This is a genomic window from Curtobacterium flaccumfaciens (assembly GCF_013359815.1).
GTDB lineage: Bacteria > Actinomycetota > Actinomycetes > Actinomycetales > Microbacteriaceae > Curtobacterium > Curtobacterium flaccumfaciens.
Genome location: NZ_JABMCF010000040.1, coordinates 16,401 through 34,814, shown reverse-complemented (window position 1 = coordinate 34,814; position 18,414 = coordinate 16,401). Strand labels below are relative to the sequence as shown.

Genomic DNA, 18,414 nt, shown 5'->3' with positions numbered 1-18,414 from the left:
GGGGAGAACGCCGGTACTTGATTCCAGGGATCCCGGTCGTTGAGTGTCCGAGGAGGGTTGTAGCGTCCCCAGTCATGGAGTCGACCGAAGAACACGCCGAGGCCGCGCATGTCGTCGACCTCGCCCCGGATCCTTCGATCCTCAGCGCGATCGGAGCCGGGCATTCTCTGGCCACTGCGATGGCCGATTTGATCGACAACTCCATCGACAAGGGCGCGACCAAGTTCCTCGCGCGATTCATCACACGCAACGAGGAGCTCATCGGGATCCGGATGCATGACGACGGCGCAGGGATGTCCGCAACGCAGCTCGCGTCAGCGATGCGCCTCGGCGTCCGTCGCAAGTACGGAGCGGCCGAGCACGGTCATTTCGGCGTCGGCTTGAAAGCAGCGTCATTCAGTCAGGCTGACCGGCTGACTGTTTACTCCAGGTGTGGCTATGAGCCGACGCGAGCGATACGTCTCGCGCGCGGACGATTCGAGGGCGAAGTCCTGAGCGACGCTGACGCCCAGCGCGGTTTCACGAAGGGAGCTGGCGGCTTCGCCCGTGTCGAAAGCGGCACTGTGGTGGAATGGGACCACCTGCATTCGGTCTTCACCGGCGATGTGGAGGTCGATCGGCGGCGCTGGCTCGACGAGGTGTTCACAAGCCTGGGACACGACCTCGGGCTGACGTTCCACAGGATCATCTCGCGAGGTGACATCACGATCGTCCTGCAGCAGTTCGACACACGAACGGGCGACGGCGTCCCCGTCAAAGTAACCCCCGTTGACCCCTTCGATTTCACGTCTGGTGCCGCCGGTTACCCGCTCAATCTGACCGGAACGACCCCGGGAGGTGCGGAGGTGCGCTTCACCTGCCACATCATGCAGCCCGCGAACCAGGGTCCGAGCGCCAAAATGCTGGGGCGCCCGCGAGCGGAGTGGCAGGGTTTGTATGTCTACCGTAACGATCGGCTACAGCAAGCTGGCGGCTGGTTGAACTTGCTGCCCGGCAACTTGGCCGAACTGCAGCTTGCGCGGGTCGCCGTCGACGTGGCTGTCGAGGCGCTTGGCGCCGTTCGCATCAATCCCGAAAAGCACGGCGTCGTGCTCACGGCAGACGGTGTCCACGCGGTAGAACGAGCTGTCGCAGAAGACGGACAGGGTTTCCGGTCCTTCCTGACCGCGGCGAAGGAGGTGTTCCGGCTCGGCAGCAAACGCGAGCGCGGCCCAAAGCCGGTTGCGCGCATTGCGGAGGGGCTTCCCCAAGCCGTCATCGGCGCGATGGACGAGGAGTTCGGATTCCGTGACGATGGCAACAACCTCCGCGTCTTGTGGAAGCCTCTGGGCCGCGGCCGGCTCTTCGAACTGGAGCACGCGGCAGCGACGGTCTGGTTGAACGAGGGTTACCGGGAGCAGCTCCAGGGTGTCCACGGCGGCGACGCCGCGTTCTTCAAAACCTCGATCGTGTTACAGCTACAAGACAAGCTGGAGCGCGGTCATTTGCAGCAGAGCACGATTGAGCAGATCGAGCGTATCCATGCTGTTCTCGCCGCCGCCACGTTCCAGCAGATCGACGAACACGCTTACGACGCAACCCGCGAAACGGCGACCCGGGCAGCCCGACCGCCTGCCGATGACGAGCTCGATCTCGACGGGTGGCAGGTCGGCGACGAGGTTCCGATACCCACGCGAGTCGACGAGGGCGGCTTCTCGATTGAGCGCCCCGCCCCTGGCTTCGTCGAGCGCAATCGAGACATCCCACACTCTGCGGACCCGATGAAGCAGTACCTTTGGGGAATCGGTAGAGCGCAATTGCTGAGCGCCGCCGAAGAGGTCGAGCTCGCTCGTCGTATCGAGGCCGGGTTGCTCGCCGAAGAGCATCTCGCCTCGGATAGCGCTCAGGAACAGCGCAGGTCGCTTCTACGCGAACTTCGAGAGATCGCTCACGCTGGTCAGCACGCCAAGGCACGATTCGTCAACGCGAACTTGCGCCTGGTCGTCTCCGTCGCGAGGCGCTACGCAGGTCGCGACATGGAGTCACTCGACCTGATCCAGGAAGGCAACATGGGGCTCATCCACGCGGTCGAGAAGTTCGACTACGCGCAGGGGACGAAGTTTTCAACGTACGCCACCTGGTGGATCCGGCAGGCTATCTCGCGGGCGCTCGACGACAAAGCACGCGCCATACGCTTGCCAGTTCATCTGATGGAGTCACTACGGAGACTGTCCGGTGCCCGCGCCGCGCTCGAACCGCTCTACCCGGATGGCGTACCGCTCGACGAGCTCGCCCGGCAGTCCGAAATTGACCGCTCTGACATCGAACGGCTCGACGCGGCAGACCGGCTCACACATGTGTGGTCACTTGACGCGCCTTGGTACAACCCAGAACTGCGAAGGGACGAGCCCTTCGGTGACCACCTCGTAGACGACGCGGTTGATTCCGCAAGCGACGTCCTCGAGGCACTGTTGTTCCGACGGGACCTCGTTCGAGTCCTCAATACCCTTGACTGGAAGGAGGCACGGGTCCTCGTGCTCCGCTTCGGACTCGACGGAGGCGAGCGTCAGACACTTGATGCGATTGGTGTCGAGTTCGGGGTCACCCGAGAGCGAATTCGACAACTGGAAAAGAAGGCGCTGGAGAAGATGCGTGGTCCGCGTCGGCAGGCAATGCTCACGGATCATCACTTCATCGACGACACCACTGTCCGTGAAGATAGGCCTGTCACTTCGGTCCCTAGAGCTAGGTCTCTGACCGTCGAGGAGCAGGTTAGGCAGTATGGCCGGAAAAAGCGCCGGAATCGGCTGGCCGTGCCTTCGATAATCGCGGACCCCGCCGCCAACAGATCGGCGCAGCCAAGAGTCGATCTCCTTGCGAGCCCCCCGGACACGGCGGCTGCCTTCCTGAGTGGCCAGCACCCGGATGACATAGCTCGCCGCCTGAACGTCGCTCGTGGCACTGTCCTGGCCTCGCTCAGCCAGACACTCTTCGGCGTCGAAACGTCAACGCCGACTTCTGGCCGTCCCGCCCGTCACGGTGCCGGATACTCGGACGTGGACGCACAGCTCATCGATTCAGCGCTCACTACCGGTGCCTCGATCCACGACCTCGCGCTCCGGCTTGAGCGGACTCCGTTTGGTGTCGCCTGCCGGGTCCTGATGGAGCCGCGCCATGCGGACGCCTTCCGGAGGTGTCAGCCGAGCCCCGCAGAGGAGCGCGCAGAGATGAACCCTGGTCCCGCCGGCGCGCCGGCCGCGCCCGCTTGAACCGCGCGCTCGTACCGTAGGTTTGATCCGACATGGCCACTACGCAGCTCGCCCCCATCCGCACGCTCGACCTCTTCGCAGGAGCCGGAGGCCTCAGCGAAGGCTTCCGCAAAGGTTCGGACCGGTTCTCGACGGTCCGCGCGGTCGAGATGGACACCGCAGCGGCAGCCACGTACGCGTCTAATCACGGCGACGACCTCGTCTTCGCCGGTCCCATCGAGGACTGGCTCGCACAGGAGGACATCCCCTCCGTCGAGGTTGTCCTCGGGGGCCCGCCGTGTCAGGGCTTTTCCACTCTCGGGAAGCAGGACGCCGAGGACGTGCGCAACTTCCTCTGGAAGCAATACGCGGAGACAGTCAAGCGAGCCCAACCCAAGTACTTCGTGGTTGAGAACGTCGCCGCGTTCACCAAGTCTCCCCAGTTTGAGGACTTTCGCCGCGAAACCTCCGAAGCGGGGATGCTATCCAACTACTCCTTCGACTGGCGCGTCCTCAACTCAGCGGACTACGGTGCGGCGCAGGCGCGGAAACGCACCGTGATCATTGGGTGGCGCGACGATCAGGTCGCGCCCGGTTTCCCTGAGCCCACACACGGCCCTGGGCGCGCGCAACAGCATGTCACCGTCGGACAGGCCTTCAAACAGCGTGGAATGACTGCCGCCGTCAGCACGATCGACCTCCCCTCCAATCGCGCTCGCGTTGTCCACGGAAGCGCGGTTTCTGGGCCCTATCGCGCCGCCGAACTGCATGTCACCCGCTACTACACCGACCTCTCGCGCGAACGGTTCGCCCACATCCCCGAAAAGGGCAACCGTTTCGACATCCCGTACGAGCTCTTGCCTGACTGCTGGAAGAAGCACACATCAGGATCGGCTGACGTCATGGGTCGATTGCACTGGGACAAACCGGCGGTCACCGTGCGCACGGAGTTCTTCAAGCCGGAGAAGGGACGATACCTTCATCCGGTCGAGGACCGAGCGCTCACGCACTACGAGGCCGCGACGCTCCAAGGGTTCCCAGACGACTACCTCTTCATGGGTTCAAAGATCGAGATTGCGCGCCAGATTGGAAATGCAGTGCCGATTCCGCTGGGCGCCGCAATCGGACGGCACCTCGCAGGGCTGCTTGGCTGAAAAGCTTGGTCCGCTCGCGTCGATCAGCGCACGGTGTCGAGGGCCGATAACACTCAATATGGATTTGAACCTGGATCTCACGGTGTTGAGCCGTGGCTTGGATCGGCTGTGGCAACCTTGATCGACAGCTCGGCTCACAGGCTTCCTCTCGTGCGCTGGGGCTATTCCTACGTCAGCACAAACCGCCCCGGCGTCCCCCCAGCCTCCAACCGCTCATGCGCCTCCACAGCCCGAGCAGCCGGCAACACCTCGGCGACCCGCGGCGTCAACGTCCCACTCTCCACCGCATGCCGCAGCTGCTCGAGCTTGTCGAACGACCGGTACTCCGAGAACACCATCACCTGCACGAACTCGATCGCCCGAGCCCCGTTGCCCTGCCACCCCCGCACGTCGAAGAACACTCCCCCGTCCCGAACGGCGTCGACGACCTCGTCGCGCTGCACGGCAGCGTCGGCGAGCGCATCGACCCCGTCCGGCACGAGCTCCCGGACAGCGGAGGCGAAGGAAGCACCTCGCGGCACCACGTGGTCCGGCCCGAGCGACCGCACAAGCGCTTCATCGGCCGGAGCAGCATCCGCGATCACCGTCAGCCCGGCGGCATTCGCCAGCTGCACAACGTAGTTCCCGAGCAGCCAAGCCGCCCCGGTCACGGCGAGCGTCTGCCCCGGCGCGAGCGAAGCGTGCGACAGGATCTGCAACGCCGTCAGCCCGTTCATGGGCACGGTCGCCGCAGCACGATTTCGTGTGAGACGAGCGCGAGTCAGGGCCGTTACTCGGGGTCGGCTCAGCCCGCCTGGATGATCGCGCGCAAGTGCTCCCGCAGCGCCGGGTCAACCACGTACAGGTAGGTGCCGAGTACCCCGCGCGTCATCAGGACCGAGTACACGTTCGTCACGAAGCGGAGGACGTCCTCATCCGAGTACTCGATCCCGAGCCGCGGGTTGTTCTCCATACCCTTCTTGTCGAAGTAGTTCGATCGGTTGAAGACAACACGCTGCGTCTCTTGGTCGAACCGCAGGTCCGGCCCGATGACGACGCCCGCATAGTTGAGGTCGTACCCCTGCACGGTGTGGATCGATCCGACCTGCTCGACCGCCCCCGGTGAGGTAATCCAGTCGGTCTGGGTCTGGTTCCACTGCAGCTTGCGACCGTCGATTTCGATGTCGATCGCGGCGGAGTCGTTCTTGCTTCTCCATTCCCAGGCGTACCCGGCAACGAGACGGGAGAGCCCGACTTGAGCGTCGCGGGCTCGGATTGCGTCGTGCATCTCGCCGAGGTCGTCGAAGAACCGCACATCGTAGGTGCCGAAGTCCTCACGCTCGCGCGGTTTGTCGCCCAGGAGCGCTCGTGCGAAGGACACGTAGTCCGCGCCACCCTGCACGCGCATCTGCGTGAAGAGTCGGTAGCGGCGATCCGCGGCTTCACTCTCATCGATGAGCGCCTTCTGCGTCGCTTGCGGAAGGTCGGCGGGACGCACGCTCTGATGCGAATCGATCAGGAAGATCTGGTGCCGGCTCTGCTTCCGGATCCAGTCCAATTGTGTCAGGTGATCGGCGTCGGCGCCGAACAACTTCTCGTTGATCTCCCCGAAACTCTTGTTCTGCACGCCGGACGCTTGGTTCGCGCGGTGGTTGAGGCGATGAGATTCATCGACGACGAGCAGATCCCAGGGCTCATCGCTCTTCCCCACCTCGAACGGAGTCAGCACCATCGTCTTGTCAAGACCGGGGGTCTTCGCGAACACGCGCTTGAGGGACGCCCGCAACGCCTGCTGCGGAACAACGAGCCCGAGCCGCGAACCATCGAGAAGACGGTGGTTGTCCTCGGTGAAGAAGTCGGAGAAGAGCGCGTCGCTCTCGAGATCGTCGAGCCCCTTGCCCTGGGCGAGGTCTCGGAGGAGCTTGAGCAGGTAGACAGCGACGATCGTCTTGCCGGTGCCGGGGTCCCCTTGCACGGTGATCGGAGTCGCTGCATCGTCTTCCCAGTCGTCGAACAGGCCCTCGAGGATGTCCTCCAACGCGATCGCCTGGTCACGGTTCAAGGCCTTGAAGGGTGAGAGCTTGAAGAGCTCACGGTTCTCGATCTCGGGCAGACTGCGAGTAAATACCTGCTGCTCGCGGAGTGCATCGAATATCTGTTTGAAGGTGTCGCGGTACCTTGGCCGGTCGAAGTAATCGGCATCGACGATTCCCTTGTTGCTGTTCAGCACCGTGAACTTCTCGTCCGCCGCAAGCAAGGCGATGAGCTGCGACTCGAGGTCGAGGCATACTGACTTGTTGAACGTGTCGTCGAGCACGAGCCGAACCGACTTCAACGTCTTGCGCTCGGCTGACTCGAGGTGCTGCCGCATCCGCGCGGCGGTGTTCAGGGTCTCGCCGACGTACGCCCGCTTCCCATCGTCGAGGATGTAGACCACTGGCCAGTTGATGAAGCGACGATCATCCGCTTGCCATAACCGCAGGTGCTTTCGGGTGAACGGGAGCCGCTCGATGTCAAAGCTGGTCATACTTCGTGCTCCGCCCTCGCGATCGTTCCACCGGGTACTTGGCCTTCGTGATCGCGAGCTTTTCGCGGATCAGGGTCTCCGGCGACGTGCCGAGGCGGTCCGCGAGGAGGAAGCAGTACGTGAGTACGTCAGCAAGCTCGCTCCGCACGCGCGACTCGTCGGCCTCGGCTTTCCACTGGAAGCACTCGAGCAGCTCCGCCGCCTCGATCGAGATGCTCTTCGATAGGTTCTCCTGACTGTGGAACTGACCCCAGTCGCGTTCGTCGACGAAAGCCCGTAGCTCGTCGTGCAGCCCCTCATCCGCCATGCTGCGACGCTAGCAGCGCGGCTCACGACAACGAGACGAGCGCACGGTCGGTCGGTCGGTCGGTCAAACGCTCTCGCTACGCAGACCCTGTTGAACGAACGACGATAACTGTTGAGCTACTGCCGCCATCGAACCCGCGCGACCGAGCGTCGACTTCCCGAACCCGAAGGCGTTGCGGCCCCAAGATTCGGGGCGGGAGGGGACGAAGGTCGACTCCGTCTCGCTCATGGAGACTTGCGCCGATGCTGCTTCCCAACGTCCTTTCGGGGGGGGGGCTGGTTCTGACTGATCTGCGAGGAAACGGAGGCCCGCCAGGAGTCGTTCGTCCTGCCGTCGTTGGTCTGTCACGAAGTGCTCCTGATCCGCGGACCTTCGGGAGGGGTCCTCACGTTCGAGCAACTAGGGCGATCAGAGTTCCTTGAACACCGGGCGGCGAGCGTCCTTCGCCGCAAAGACGTGCGCCATCCCGCAACACCCCCGAAGGGGCACTGGTCGCAGGTGAGCGGTCCTCGTACGCTTCCCGAGGAACGAGAGGGGTGCCTGATGGCGAATCGGGTCGAGACAGGCTGCCGTGACTGCAAGAAGTGCACGAACAGCGCTGCAGCGAACTTGGGCAGGAACAGCGTTCGCGCGAGCACCGCCGTGATGACCGTCGGGATCTCGGAGCTCGCGATGGGCTTCACGAAGACCTGCCGAGGGTGCGGCCACAAGATGTCGCTCCACCTCGGTGCGCAGGCGACGACGCCCCAGCCAACCGTCACTGTTCAGCAGCCGACGCCAGTGCCGGCTCCGTCGCAGGGCCCGCCGCCCGGGTGGTACGCGGACGCGCAGGGCGCGAACCGCTGGTGGGATGGTCTCCAATGGACCGAGCACGTGCAGCACTCGATGCCGCCCGCTCCCCCGGCAGCCTCGTCGTTCTGACCGGCGTCTCGAGCGATCGCCCGAATTGTCTAGAAACTGCGGTAAGAGTCAATCGAACGAGCTTCGCCGATCACCCGGCGAACGATGAGGAGCATGATGACTGACGAGATCGAGGTCGTCCGCGACGACGAAGGAGTCGCGATCATCGGCGACCCGAGTGCGGTGGAGCGTTTCTTGTCATCGAACGGGCTCGCTTCTCGCGAACTCACCCTTCCTCGGTGGAGCGAAGTCTCGAGTAGTGGATCAATGGCAACCCAGGCTGGCGCCGGACTGGCAGCGTCGGGGCGATGGGTGAAGCTCACCAAAGACTCCGCCAAGGCGCTGAAGGACTTTCCCGCGATGAAGGGCTCCAATCCCTCCGTGAGCCGTGCGGTGGTCACGGACGGCGGGAAGATCAAGGGCATACTGCAATTCGTCAAGACACCGGGCTCGGTCCTCACGAACCCCGCCGTCCTGACCGGCGCTGCGGGCGTGATGGCGCAGCTTGCGATGCAGCAGGCGATGGACGAGATCACGGACTACCTGGCCAAGATCGACGCGAAGCTCGACGACGTCCTCCGTGCTCAGAAGGACCAGGTCTTCTCCGACATGATCGGCGTCGATTTGCTCCTGAGCGAGGCGCTGACGATCCGCGAGCAGGTCGGGGGCGTCAACGACGTCACCTGGTCGAAGATCCAGGGGGCGAGCCAGACGATCTTGACGGTGCAGTCGTACGCGCTCAGAGCGCTGGACGCACTCGCGGTCAAGCTCGAGAAGACCACGAAGGTCGGCGATCTCGCTGAGCTCACCTCCGACGCTGAGTCGGCCGCGCGCGAATGGCTGGCGGTGCTCGCACGGTGCTTCCAACTGCATGACGGTCTCGCAGTGTTGGAGCTCGACCGGGTCCTCCGGACATCGCCCGACGAACTGGACAGTCACCGCGCCGGTGTGCAGGTCGCTCGTTCGCAGCGACGCGATGCCATCGCCGCCACGACGAAGCGTCTCATCGACCGGATGGACGCGGCGGCCGGAATGAGTGACGTGAAGGTGCTGCTCAATCCGATCGATTCGCGACGGGTCGTCGAGGGTACGAACCGCGTCGCAGCCGGACTCGTCGATTTCCACGGCACACTTGGCATCGAGCACGACCGTTCGACGCTGCACTCGAAGAAGTGGCGCGACGCTGTCGACGACGTCGCGACGGATGCCCGCGATCGTGCCCTCGATGTGAGCGCCGACTCGGTTGACGTCGCAAAACGGCTCGGCGGGGATGCCATCGGGCACGCTGCAAATGCGGCGGGCGCGCTGTCGAACCGCTTGGCGGGGCTGCAGACCCGGATGCGTCGGAAGGCTGAGGAGCCCGCCGATGACTGACGCAGGCCGGTGGCGCTCCGCGGTCCATCGTCGGCCCAACCGTCCCGCTCAGCGCGATCAGCACCCGCCGTGCAGCGCTCGCTTCGCTCGCTCCGCCGTCCCGGGGTCCTTGAACGCGACCACGAACGTCCGCTGATCCCGCATCATCAGCCGCAAGGCGGTCTCACCGCCGACCGAGTACAGGCGCCCCTTCGAGCTTCGGGCGGAGCCCTTGATACCCCAGCCTCCGTAGTCGCCGTAGGTGTCGATATGCACTATCGCGACGTCTGCGATCTCACGTCGAGCCAGCCGCGTCCTCCAGAACGGCGCCAACCCGACGGTGACCTGCTCTGGTGAGAATTCGATGAAGGCAGCCGTCCGCGCAGCGACCGACATCGCCCAGACCAGCCCGCCGAAGACCAGAACGAGAACGACAAGAGACGGTCCATCGAAGCCCTTCGCTGCAGCCCCAGCGACTCCGATCACCGCGATGGGGACCAGGATGAAGAGTGCCCCGAGTGCCGCTCCGCGATCCGCCGGGCTTCGGAAGGACCCGTCAGGCGCTGACATGGTTCACCTGCCGTTCGTTTCGTGAGCCCATGTGAAGGGCACGAGCGACGCTCTCCGATTCGTGGGGGCGGAGGAGCAACAGCAGGTCTGCCGCGATCATGATCATCGAGAAGCTCCACAGGCCCATCAGCACGGCGATCGCCAGGTGGAACGCGACAGCGAGGCCCAGGAGCAGATGCCGAGGCCTGCGCGGCATGAAGACAGCGCCGACCAGAGCGAGCTGCAGCGCGAGCGTGCCGTACGTCGCGATGACGGTGAGTGGTAACCACTGGAGCGCGTTCCGAACAAGGTCTCCGACGGCTCCGGCCGGGGCGAAGACCGGGTTCTGCATCCAGTACCAGAGCGCCGTCCCGTCCGACCACTCGAGGACGGAGAACTTCGCCACGCTGGCCTGGAAGTACACGCCCATCATCTGGAGAGTCCAGAGCCCGAGGGTGGTGTACCCGATCACGGCGACCCACGAAGAACGGCCCACGTACCGCCTGTCAGGGGTCCAGTGCCAGCGACGGCGGTCGAGCAGTACGAGCGGAACGAGGATGAGTGCCAGGTTCGCGGCGAGGTGTTCGCCGCCGTCGACGGCCGTACTCGAGGTCATGAGGCTCCACGTCACCCACCAGTGTGGAAGGGCAGTGATCGCCGGCAACAGTCCGGTGACGACGATGGCGAGTACGGACACCGCGACCCACTTCGTCAGTTCGAGATGCCCGCTGGAGGACCCGATGCAGAACAAGGACATCCACGACGTGCTGTTCCCGCAGTTCGCACCGGTCGGGAACGTCGAGCTCCGGAAGAAGAGCTGATCGGTCGGGCTGAACACGAGCGTGAGCAAGGCGGCTGCTGCGATCGCTGATCGCACGAGCCCGAGTACCGGCGTGAACGGGCTGACGGCCGACACGTACCGCTCGAACGACGCTCGCCCGCCCACTCCGCCACCGTTGTGACGTTGCAGTGTGGCGGCAGAGGTCATCACTGATCCTCCAGAGCATCGCATCGGACGGTCGCGCGGATGGCCTTCGTCGAGGCGTCGTACTGCAGGCCCGCGAAGTCGATCGGCACCGGATCCACGGCGAGCAAGAGGACCTCCCCGCAGAGCCGGAGGTCGTAGCCTTCGGCCGTCCACTCCTGAACACCGCGCTCTGACGCAGCACGCTGGGCGCACTCCGCGATCGAGTTTCCGGTGCAGTCCGACCAGAGTCCATCGATGTCGCGAGACCCGGTGACCTGGGACACGTCGTACTCGTCGAGTCGCGACGACCGGTTGAACCCGAACGCGTTCCGCAGGGTCGCGTTCGGACCCCGAGTCACGGTCTTCCACTCTCCCTCCGCGGTGCGGACGCGGGCTTGCGTGATCGGAGAGCGCGGGTCACGGGTGAAGAAGCCCCATCCTTGTGGCGTGATCTCGCTGACAGCACGCAGACCGTCAGCAACGAATCCCGACGCGTGGGTACTGATCGGGAGTGATGCGAAGGCGACCGTGGCCACGGCAAGAGCCGCCACCGTGACCACGGTCGTCTCGGCGAGCTTCAGACTCACGCGGGCAGCGTCTGACCGACGCGGGTTGCGTTGGCCAGGAACTTCTCCTGCTTCACCCGGTCATTCCCGGTTGCTTGGCCGCTGCGCCCGCAACCGGTCCAGGCTCCGCACCACGCATACACGGACACGAGGACCGCAGCGGCCGCTGTGATGACCGCAGCATTGTGAACGGCAGCTGCTGCGTAGACGGCGAAGGCAACTGCTGCGACACAGGCGGCGACTGCTCCACACATCGGTACGGCCTGCGTCGAGCTGTACTCCTCCTTGGCTGCGTTCAACTCTTCCTCGGTGTACGTCTCGCTGATGTAAGAGTTGAAGGCTCCCCCGAGCTCTTCGAAGCCCTTCGCAACGGAGTTCACCGATCCCGACCGAATGTTGGCCACAGCGCGCTCGACCGCATCGGGGTTCGATGCGACGAGTCCTTCACGGGATTCACGCGCGTAGGCCGTGACTCGCTCCAAGTCATCGCCGGAGAAGACTGGTTCGATGCTCGTGCCGAGCTGCTTCGCAACGGGGCCGACACCGAACAGCGCCCCGTCGACGAGCAGCAGGTCCTGTTCTGAGAGGCCCGACGTGCTGCTCGCAGCTGCCACCGGTTCGACGGCCGTCGCCACGGCTGGCGAACCGACGAGCGATGCCGCGAGCAGCAGGATGGCAGTCACGAATCCGAGCACGGCAACCCGTGGACGGTGGAGCTTCTGGATGTTCAAGTTTGTCCCTCCCGACACAGCCACTGTGCTGTGCACGAGAGCAACCTACTGATATTTAATACCTCATGCAACGGCATTCGAGAGAGTTGCCACCGAACGACGGAAGGCGCGGCACCACCCGGCACCACGCCTCCCGTCCCTCACCGTGTCATCAACTCACCACGTCAGTACGAACCGCCCCCGCGTCCCCCCGGCCTCCAACCGCTCATGCGCCTCCGCAGCCCGCGCAGCCGGCAGCACCTCGGCGACCCGCGGAGTCAACGTCCCACTCTCCACCGCATGCCGCAGCTGCTCGAGCTTGTCGAACGACCGGTACTCCGAGAACACCATGATCTGCACGAACTCGATCCCCCGAGCCCCGTTGCCCTGCCACCCCCGCACATCGAAGAACACTCCCCCGTCGCGAACGGCGTCCACGACCTCGTCGCGCTGCACGGCAGCATCGGCGAGCGCATCGACCCCGTCCGGCACGAGCTCCCGGACAGCGGAGGCGAAGGAAGCACCTCGCGGCACCACGTGGTCCGGCCCGAGCGACCGGACGAGTGCCTCGTCCGCCGGAGCAGCATCCGCGATCACCGTCAGCCCGGCGGCCTTCGCAAGCTGCACCACGTAGTTCCCGAGCAGCCCAGCGGCCCCGGTCACGGCGAGCGTCTGCCCCGGCGCGAGGGAGGCGTGCGACAGGATCTGCAACGCCGTCAGCCCGTTCATCGGCACCGTGGAGGCGAGCGGAAGAGACGTCCCACGAGGGATCCGCGTGAACGACCCCACCGGCGCGACGAGCTCCTGCACATAGGCGCCACCGTGGGCGCTGAGCGGCAATGCCATCGCCATGACCTCTTCGCCGACCTGCCATCCGGTGACGTCGGGCCCGACCTCGTCGATGACGCCGGCGGCGTCCATCCCCGGCACGTACGGCGGCGAGGCCTGCGAGCTGTCCCGCTGCCCGGCACGCACCCCCGTGTCGGTCGGGTTCACGGCGAACGCCTGCACCCGGATCCGCACGGACCCCGCACCGGCGTGCGGCTCCGGCACCTCGTGGACGGCGAGGGCCTCGGGCCCTCCGAACTGTTCGACTCCGACGACCTGCATCCTCCTGGTCTACCGGACGCGGGGCGCTAGCTCTCAGGCACCGAGCCGCGCGCGCCGCTGCCTGGCCGATCGCGTCCGCACCCAGTTCTAGAAGCGCAGCTTCTTTCTTCCACGAGTGAAGAGGCGCCGCAACCCAATCACAAGCAGTGCCACGAGGCTTAGCGTGAGCAGGAGCATACCGGGGATACCGAGTGCTTCGCCGAGCTTGTCATCGTAAGTCGCGACACTCAGACCCAACACAAAGAGCGCGAAACTGACCGCAGTAAGCCACAGCACGATGGCCAGCGCAGAGATACGAGATTTTGTCCTTGTGTTCCGGATCGCGACCTCAACTCGAGGTATTCCGTAAGTTTCCACCTTTGTGTCCCGACTAACCGGGACGTCAATGAGCGAGTTCTCCACCTGCAGACTAAAAGGCTCATGGGCGGAGAAAATCACCGTAGAAGAGAAGTCAGTCCGCAACAGCTGCGGTGCGATGGCTAGTTCGGTCGGCGCGATCCACTCTGTCGCTCTGCGCCCCATCGAGGGACCGGGGCCCTTGTCCGCGACCGCTCGGCTGAAGGTGAAGATTATTGGCCGCGCGTCGTCGAACGTGGCTGAGGGAATGTCTGCTCGGCTTGTGGACCAGATTCGGAGCCTCCAGATGCCCGGCGCATCGTCTCGCAGGATTGCGTAACGCAACTCACGACGGGGGTACTTCTGGCGATGCAGATACATAGGTATGACGACTGCAGCAAGAAATCCGAGTATGCCCACGACTAGCTCCACCCCCTGATTGTGGCACGCTCATGCCGGCGGACCTAGTCATTTGTTGGCGGTGCAGATTGCTCGCGCCATCGCAAACTAAGGCCGTCCCGCTCGCGGGCGAAGAGCCGCTCCGAGCAATCGTCCCAGCTGGTGGCCCCGGCGCTGGGCGCAAGGCTGGCGTGTGGATCTAGTCGGTCCCCTGAGCCTGGCCTACTCCTGACGCGGACGGCGGTGGCGGGCGAGTCGCCGGGCTCCTATCTACGTGCCCATGACCATCGGGTCCGAAGAGAGCCGAACCCGGGACAGCATGCCCTCTGCACCGGCGTGTGACGGCGGAGCCTATCTGACAGTACGCAAGGCAGCTCTCCCCTGCGCAATCTCGGTCCAACATGCACGTTGACACGGTGCATCGCCCGCCGCTCGTACGAGCACAGCGAGGACACGATCATCACGAGCGTGCGGACCGCCGAGCCGGACGAGGTCCTGCCCCGCGCCCGCTTCGTGCAACCGACGGACTGGATCCGCCCGCAGTACTGAGACGGTGACGGTTCCGGTTCACGATCCCCGACGATCGCGAACCAGAACCGTCACCGGCCGGAAACCGAACCACCTCCCCCGCCGGCACCATCCCCCGATCGGACGATGCCGAGACCACCGCCCCGGTCGATCCCCCACGGCCACCGGGCGGCGATGCTGGACCCATGCCCGAGTCCCCCGCCATCGAGGTCCAGCACCTCGGCAAGCAGTACGCCACCGGCAAACGTGCCGTGGACGACGTCTCCTTCACGATCGAACGCGGCGAGACCTTCGCGCTCCTCGGCCCCAACGGTGCCGGCAAGTCCACGACGGTCGAGATCCTCGAGGGGTACCGCTCCCGCACCGCCGGCGAGGTCCGCGTCCTCGGCCACGACCCGGCACGGACGAGCCGCAGCCACAACGCACGCATCGGCATCGTCCTGCAGACCAGCGCGGAGTCCCCGAACGTCACCGTCGCCGAGCAGCTGAACCACTTCGCGACGCTCTACCCGAAGCACCGCAGCGTCGAGGAGCTCCTCACCGCGACGGGGCTCGAGACGCAGCGCAACACCCGCGTCAGTCGACTGTCCGGAGGCCAGCGCCGCCGCGTCGACGTCGCCCTCGGCATCATCGGCCGCCCCGAGGTCCTGTTCCTCGACGAACCGACCACGGGCTTCGACCCCGAGGCCCGACGGCAGTTCTGGGACCTTCTCCGCCAGGTGCAGCACGAGGGCACGACGATCCTGCTCACCACGCACTACCTCGACGAAGCCGCCCAGCTCGCCGACCGTGCCGCGGTCATCGCCGACGGGAAGCTCCTCGACCTCGCACCCATCGACGAGATCGGCGGCGCCGAGGCCCGCACGCCCCGGGTCCGCTGGCGTGACGACGACGGCGGACACCATGACGAGCGCACGACCGACCCGACGGCGCTCATCCGCAGCAGCACCACGCCCATGCACGACCTCGAAGTCATCCGTCCGTCCCTCGAGGACGTCTACCTCGACATGGTGGGACAGCAGTGAAGACAGCGACCAGCCGCATCTCGTACGAGATCCGCACCTACTTCCGCGCTCCCGACGCGGTCTTCTTCACGTTCCTGTTCCCGATCATCATGCTGGCGCTGTTCTCGGTGGCGTTCTCCGGCGCCGCCGACATCCAGGCCGGCCCCGACGTCAGCGTCGACTACGCCACCTACTACCTGCCCGGCCTGGTCGCGACGGGCATCCTGCTCTCCGGCACGCAGTCCCTGGGCGTCGACATCGCCACGGAGCGCAGCGACGGCACGTTGAAGCGACTCGGCGGCACACCGCTCCCGGTCCTGTCGTACTTCGTCGGCAAGATCGGCATGGTCCTCGTCACCACGCTCGTGCAGACGGCCCTGCTGCTGGCGATCGCGAGCCTGGTGTTCGGCGTCGACCTGCCGACCGACGCGGGCAAGTGGGGTGTCTTCGCCGGGGTGATGGTCCTCGGCATCGCCACCAGCTGCGTCCTCGGCATCGCGGTCTCGGCGCTCCCCCGCGAGGGCCGGCGCGCCACCGCCACCATCGTCCCGATCGTGCTGGTGCTGCAGTTCATCTCCGGCGTCTACCTGCCCTTCACGCAGCTCCCCACCTGGTTGCAGGACGTCGCGTCCGTCTTCCCCCTGCGGTGGATGGCCTCCGGCATGCGGTCCGTCTTCCTGCCCAGTGCGTTCGAGTCGGGCGAGCCGGGAGGCGCGTGGCACCTCGGCCTCGGAGCCCTCGTGTTGGCAGCGTGGCTGGTCCTGGGCACGGTGGCCTGCCTGCTGACGTTCCGGTGGAACCGCAAGGACGCCTGATGGCGCCCCGCTGGTGGGATGCTGGGCACATGAACGGCGAGACGTGGATGCGCAACCGGTGGTTGCACGTCTTCTTCGCGGGCACGATGCTCCTCACCGCCGTGATCACCGTGTTCGGGTGGTCGCCGTGGGGTACCCGCTGGCCGGCGTTCACCGCGGTCGTGGTGCTCGTCGTCGCCTACGCCGTGTTCGGCCACCGCGGCTACGACAGCCCCCGTGCCGCCGCTGCCTTCCTCCCGCTGGTCCTCGTCGCCGCCCTGGTGTTGCCCGCCGTCGTGCCGAGCACCGCGTTCGTGCAGTGCATCGCGTTCCCCCTCGTGTGGGTGCAGTCCGAACGGGTCCGCACGGCCGTCCTGCTCTCGGTCGCGGTCGGCGTCGCGAGCGGCATCGGCCTGCAGGTCTCCGGCGGCCCGGACGCCCTCGTCAGCACCGTGCTCATCGAGGGCATCAGCGTCATCGGTGCCTGCGCGATGGGCGTGTGGATCTCGAGCGTCGCCGGCCTGTCCGAGGAGCGCCGCCAGCTCCTCGACGAACTCCGCGCCACCCAGCAGTCCCTCGCCGATGCCCACCGCAGCGCGGGCGTCGCGAGCGAACGGGAGCGCCTGGCCCGCGAGATCCACGACACCGTCGCGCAGAACCTCGCTGGCATCGTCATGCTCACCGAACGCGCCCGCAAGGACCTGGCGAACGACCGCGGTGCCGCCCTCGACGAACGGCTGGCGGTCCTCGAGGAGTCGGCACGAGCGGCACTCGAGGACTCCCGCGCCCTCATCGCCGCCGGGGTCGCCGGTGCCACGAGCGGCAGCCTGGCCGGAGCCCTGCACCGCCTGGCCGAGCGCTACACCCGCGAGACCGGCACGCCCGTCGCCGTCGACGCCACCGACGGCCCGCTCGACCGCGACGCCCAGGTCGTGCTGCTCCGGGTCGTCCAGGAGTCCCTCGCGAACATCCGTGCCCACGCCGACGCCGGGTCCGTCCGCATCGTCCTGCAGCACGCGCCCGAACGGGTCGGCGTCCGTGTGACCGACGACGGCGTCGGCTTCGACACCGGCGTCCCGACGGCCGGGCACGGTCTCCGGGGCCTCCACGAACGGTTGGTGCTCTCCGGCGGTGCCTGCACGATCACGAGCACGCCGGGCGGGGGCACCGTCGTCGACGCGAGCCTGCCCACCGGACCCGACCTGAGCCTCCCGGCCGTCGATCGTCACCCCGTGGCAGAGGTGACCCGGTGATCCGCGTCGTGGTCGCCGACGACCACCCGATCGTCCGGTCGGGCATCGTGGCCCTCCTGCAGGACGCCGACGACGTCGAGGTCGTCGGCCAGGCCAGCGACGGCCGCGCCGCGGTGACGGTGGCACTGGCCGAACGCCCCGACGTCGTGCTCATGGACCTCCGGATGCCCGTGCTCGACGGCGATGCGGCGACGGCGGAGATCCTCGCCGCCGAGCCCGGCGTCCGTGTCCTCATCCTGACCACGTACGAGTCCGACGACCAGATCCTCGCCGCCATCGAGGCCGGCGCCACCGGCTACCTGCTCAAGGCCGCCCCGGAGTCCGAGATCCTCGCCGGCGTCCGGGCGACCGCGCGGGGTGAGACGGCACTCGCGCCCTCGGCGGCCGCAGCGCTCGTCCGCCGAGCGACGGGCTCGCTCCCCGCCGCGGCCGGCCCGTCGCTGACCCCGCGCGAGCTCGACGTCCTGCGCCTCGTCGCCCAGGGCAACAGCAACCCGGCGATCGGCCGCGCGCTGTTCCTCAGCGAGGCCACGGTGAAGACCCACCTCGGCCACGTCTTCGAGAAGCTCGGCGTGAACGACCGCACCCGTGCCGTCACCCGCGCGATGGAGCTCCAGCTCCTCCCCTGACCTGCGAGCCCGATGAGTGAGCAGAAGATGTCGAGTCCTGTGCGCTGACCCGACATCTTCTGCTCACTCGATGCCGTTCCGGACGGAACCGGAGGCACGGTGCCTGCCCGCACCGTGCCTCC

At 66.1% G+C, this 18,414-nt stretch carries 18 protein-coding genes; 9 read left to right on the top strand and 9 right to left on the bottom strand.

Annotated features, from left to right (window positions below; all coding sequences use genetic code 11):
• Positions 1-74 precede the first annotated feature (74 nt).
• Positions 75-3,248 carry a sigma-70 family RNA polymerase sigma factor gene (locus tag HP445_RS13920; RefSeq protein WP_128779617.1) on the top strand — a complete coding sequence of 1,058 codons (3,174 nt, stop codon included), beginning with the start codon at positions 75-77 and terminating at the stop codon, positions 3,246-3,248.
• A gap of 32 nt (positions 3,249-3,280) precedes the next feature.
• Complete coding sequence (locus HP445_RS13915) at positions 3,281-4,381, top strand: DNA cytosine methyltransferase (protein WP_128779616.1); 1,101 nt, start codon at positions 3,281-3,283, stop codon at positions 4,379-4,381.
• Positions 4,382-4,548: 167 nt separating this feature from the next.
• Here the strand turns inward: HP445_RS13915 and HP445_RS13910 are convergent, their stop codons facing one another.
• The 3 genes from HP445_RS13910 to HP445_RS13900 form a co-directional block, all read right to left on the bottom strand.
• Positions 4,549-5,097 carry a zinc-binding dehydrogenase gene (locus HP445_RS13910; RefSeq protein ID WP_241660335.1) on the bottom strand — a complete coding sequence of 183 codons (549 nt, stop codon included), beginning with the start codon at positions 5,095-5,097 and terminating at the stop codon, positions 4,549-4,551.
• A 68-nt stretch (positions 5,098-5,165) separates the two neighbouring features.
• Positions 5,166-6,887: a DUF2075 domain-containing protein gene (locus tag HP445_RS13905; protein WP_128779615.1), complete on the bottom strand. Its 1,722-nt coding sequence runs from the start codon at positions 6,885-6,887 to the stop codon at positions 5,166-5,168.
• Positions 6,874-7,194, bottom strand: coding sequence for a nucleotide pyrophosphohydrolase (locus tag HP445_RS13900; protein WP_128779614.1), 321 nt, complete (start codon positions 7,192-7,194; stop codon positions 6,874-6,876). Before HP445_RS13900 ends, HP445_RS13905 begins: the two co-directional genes overlap by 14 nt.
• Before the next feature lie 543 nt (positions 7,195-7,737).
• Here HP445_RS13900 and HP445_RS19185 point away from each other — a divergent pair.
• Positions 7,738-8,115, top strand: a complete 378-nt coding sequence (locus HP445_RS19185; RefSeq protein ID WP_308201627.1) for a DUF2510 domain-containing protein — start codon at positions 7,738-7,740, stop codon at positions 8,113-8,115.
• Between the two features lie 93 nt (positions 8,116-8,208).
• Positions 8,209-9,468 carry a hypothetical protein gene (locus tag HP445_RS13890; RefSeq protein WP_241660334.1) on the top strand — a complete coding sequence of 420 codons (1,260 nt, stop codon included), beginning with the start codon at positions 8,209-8,211 and terminating at the stop codon, positions 9,466-9,468.
• 57 nt (positions 9,469-9,525) lie between these two features.
• Here the strand turns inward: HP445_RS13890 and HP445_RS13885 are convergent, their stop codons facing one another.
• The 6 genes from HP445_RS13885 to HP445_RS13860 form a co-directional block, all read right to left on the bottom strand.
• Positions 9,526-10,017, bottom strand: a complete 492-nt coding sequence (locus tag HP445_RS13885) for a hypothetical protein (protein ID WP_128779613.1) — start codon at positions 10,015-10,017, stop codon at positions 9,526-9,528.
• Positions 10,004-10,984, bottom strand: coding sequence for a sporulation-delaying protein SdpB family protein (locus HP445_RS13880; RefSeq protein ID WP_164941079.1), 981 nt, complete (start codon positions 10,982-10,984; stop codon positions 10,004-10,006). The genes HP445_RS13885 and HP445_RS13880 overlap by 14 nt, the downstream gene beginning before the upstream one ends.
• The gene (locus HP445_RS13875) at positions 10,984-11,550 is read right to left on the bottom strand and encodes an SdpA family antimicrobial peptide system protein (protein WP_128779611.1); all 567 of its coding nucleotides are present in this window, start codon (positions 11,548-11,550) and stop codon (positions 10,984-10,986) included. Before HP445_RS13875 ends, HP445_RS13880 begins: the two co-directional genes overlap by 1 nt.
• Complete coding sequence (locus tag HP445_RS13870) at positions 11,547-12,260, bottom strand: sporulation delaying protein family toxin (RefSeq protein ID WP_128779610.1); 714 nt, start codon at positions 12,258-12,260, stop codon at positions 11,547-11,549. Before HP445_RS13870 ends, HP445_RS13875 begins: the two co-directional genes overlap by 4 nt.
• A gap of 156 nt (positions 12,261-12,416) precedes the next feature.
• Positions 12,417-13,349, bottom strand: a complete 933-nt coding sequence (locus HP445_RS13865) for an NADP-dependent oxidoreductase (RefSeq protein WP_128779609.1) — start codon at positions 13,347-13,349, stop codon at positions 12,417-12,419.
• 87 nt (positions 13,350-13,436) lie between these two features.
• Positions 13,437-14,105, bottom strand: a complete 669-nt coding sequence (locus HP445_RS13860; protein WP_128779608.1) for a hypothetical protein — start codon at positions 14,103-14,105, stop codon at positions 13,437-13,439.
• A gap of 387 nt (positions 14,106-14,492) precedes the next feature.
• Between HP445_RS13860 and HP445_RS13855 the strand changes: the two genes are divergently transcribed.
• The 5 genes from HP445_RS13855 (at position 14,493) to HP445_RS13835 (ending at position 18,292) form a co-directional block, all read left to right on the top strand.
• Entirely contained in the window at positions 14,493-14,633 is a 141-nt protein-coding gene (locus tag HP445_RS13855; protein ID WP_164941078.1) for a hypothetical protein, read from the top strand.
• Between the two features lie 164 nt (positions 14,634-14,797).
• Positions 14,798-15,637, top strand: a complete 840-nt coding sequence (locus HP445_RS13850) for an ABC transporter ATP-binding protein (protein ID WP_164941077.1) — start codon at positions 14,798-14,800, stop codon at positions 15,635-15,637.
• Positions 15,634-16,431: an ABC transporter permease gene (locus HP445_RS13845; RefSeq protein ID WP_128779606.1), complete on the top strand. Its 798-nt coding sequence runs from the start codon at positions 15,634-15,636 to the stop codon at positions 16,429-16,431. The genes HP445_RS13850 and HP445_RS13845 overlap by 4 nt, the downstream gene beginning before the upstream one ends.
• A 29-nt stretch (positions 16,432-16,460) precedes the next feature.
• Positions 16,461-17,663: a sensor histidine kinase gene (locus HP445_RS13840; protein WP_128779605.1), complete on the top strand. Its 1,203-nt coding sequence runs from the start codon at positions 16,461-16,463 to the stop codon at positions 17,661-17,663.
• Entirely contained in the window at positions 17,660-18,292 is a 633-nt protein-coding gene (locus HP445_RS13835; protein WP_128779604.1) for a response regulator transcription factor, read from the top strand. Before HP445_RS13840 ends, HP445_RS13835 begins: the two co-directional genes overlap by 4 nt.
• Positions 18,293-18,414 lie beyond the last annotated feature (122 nt).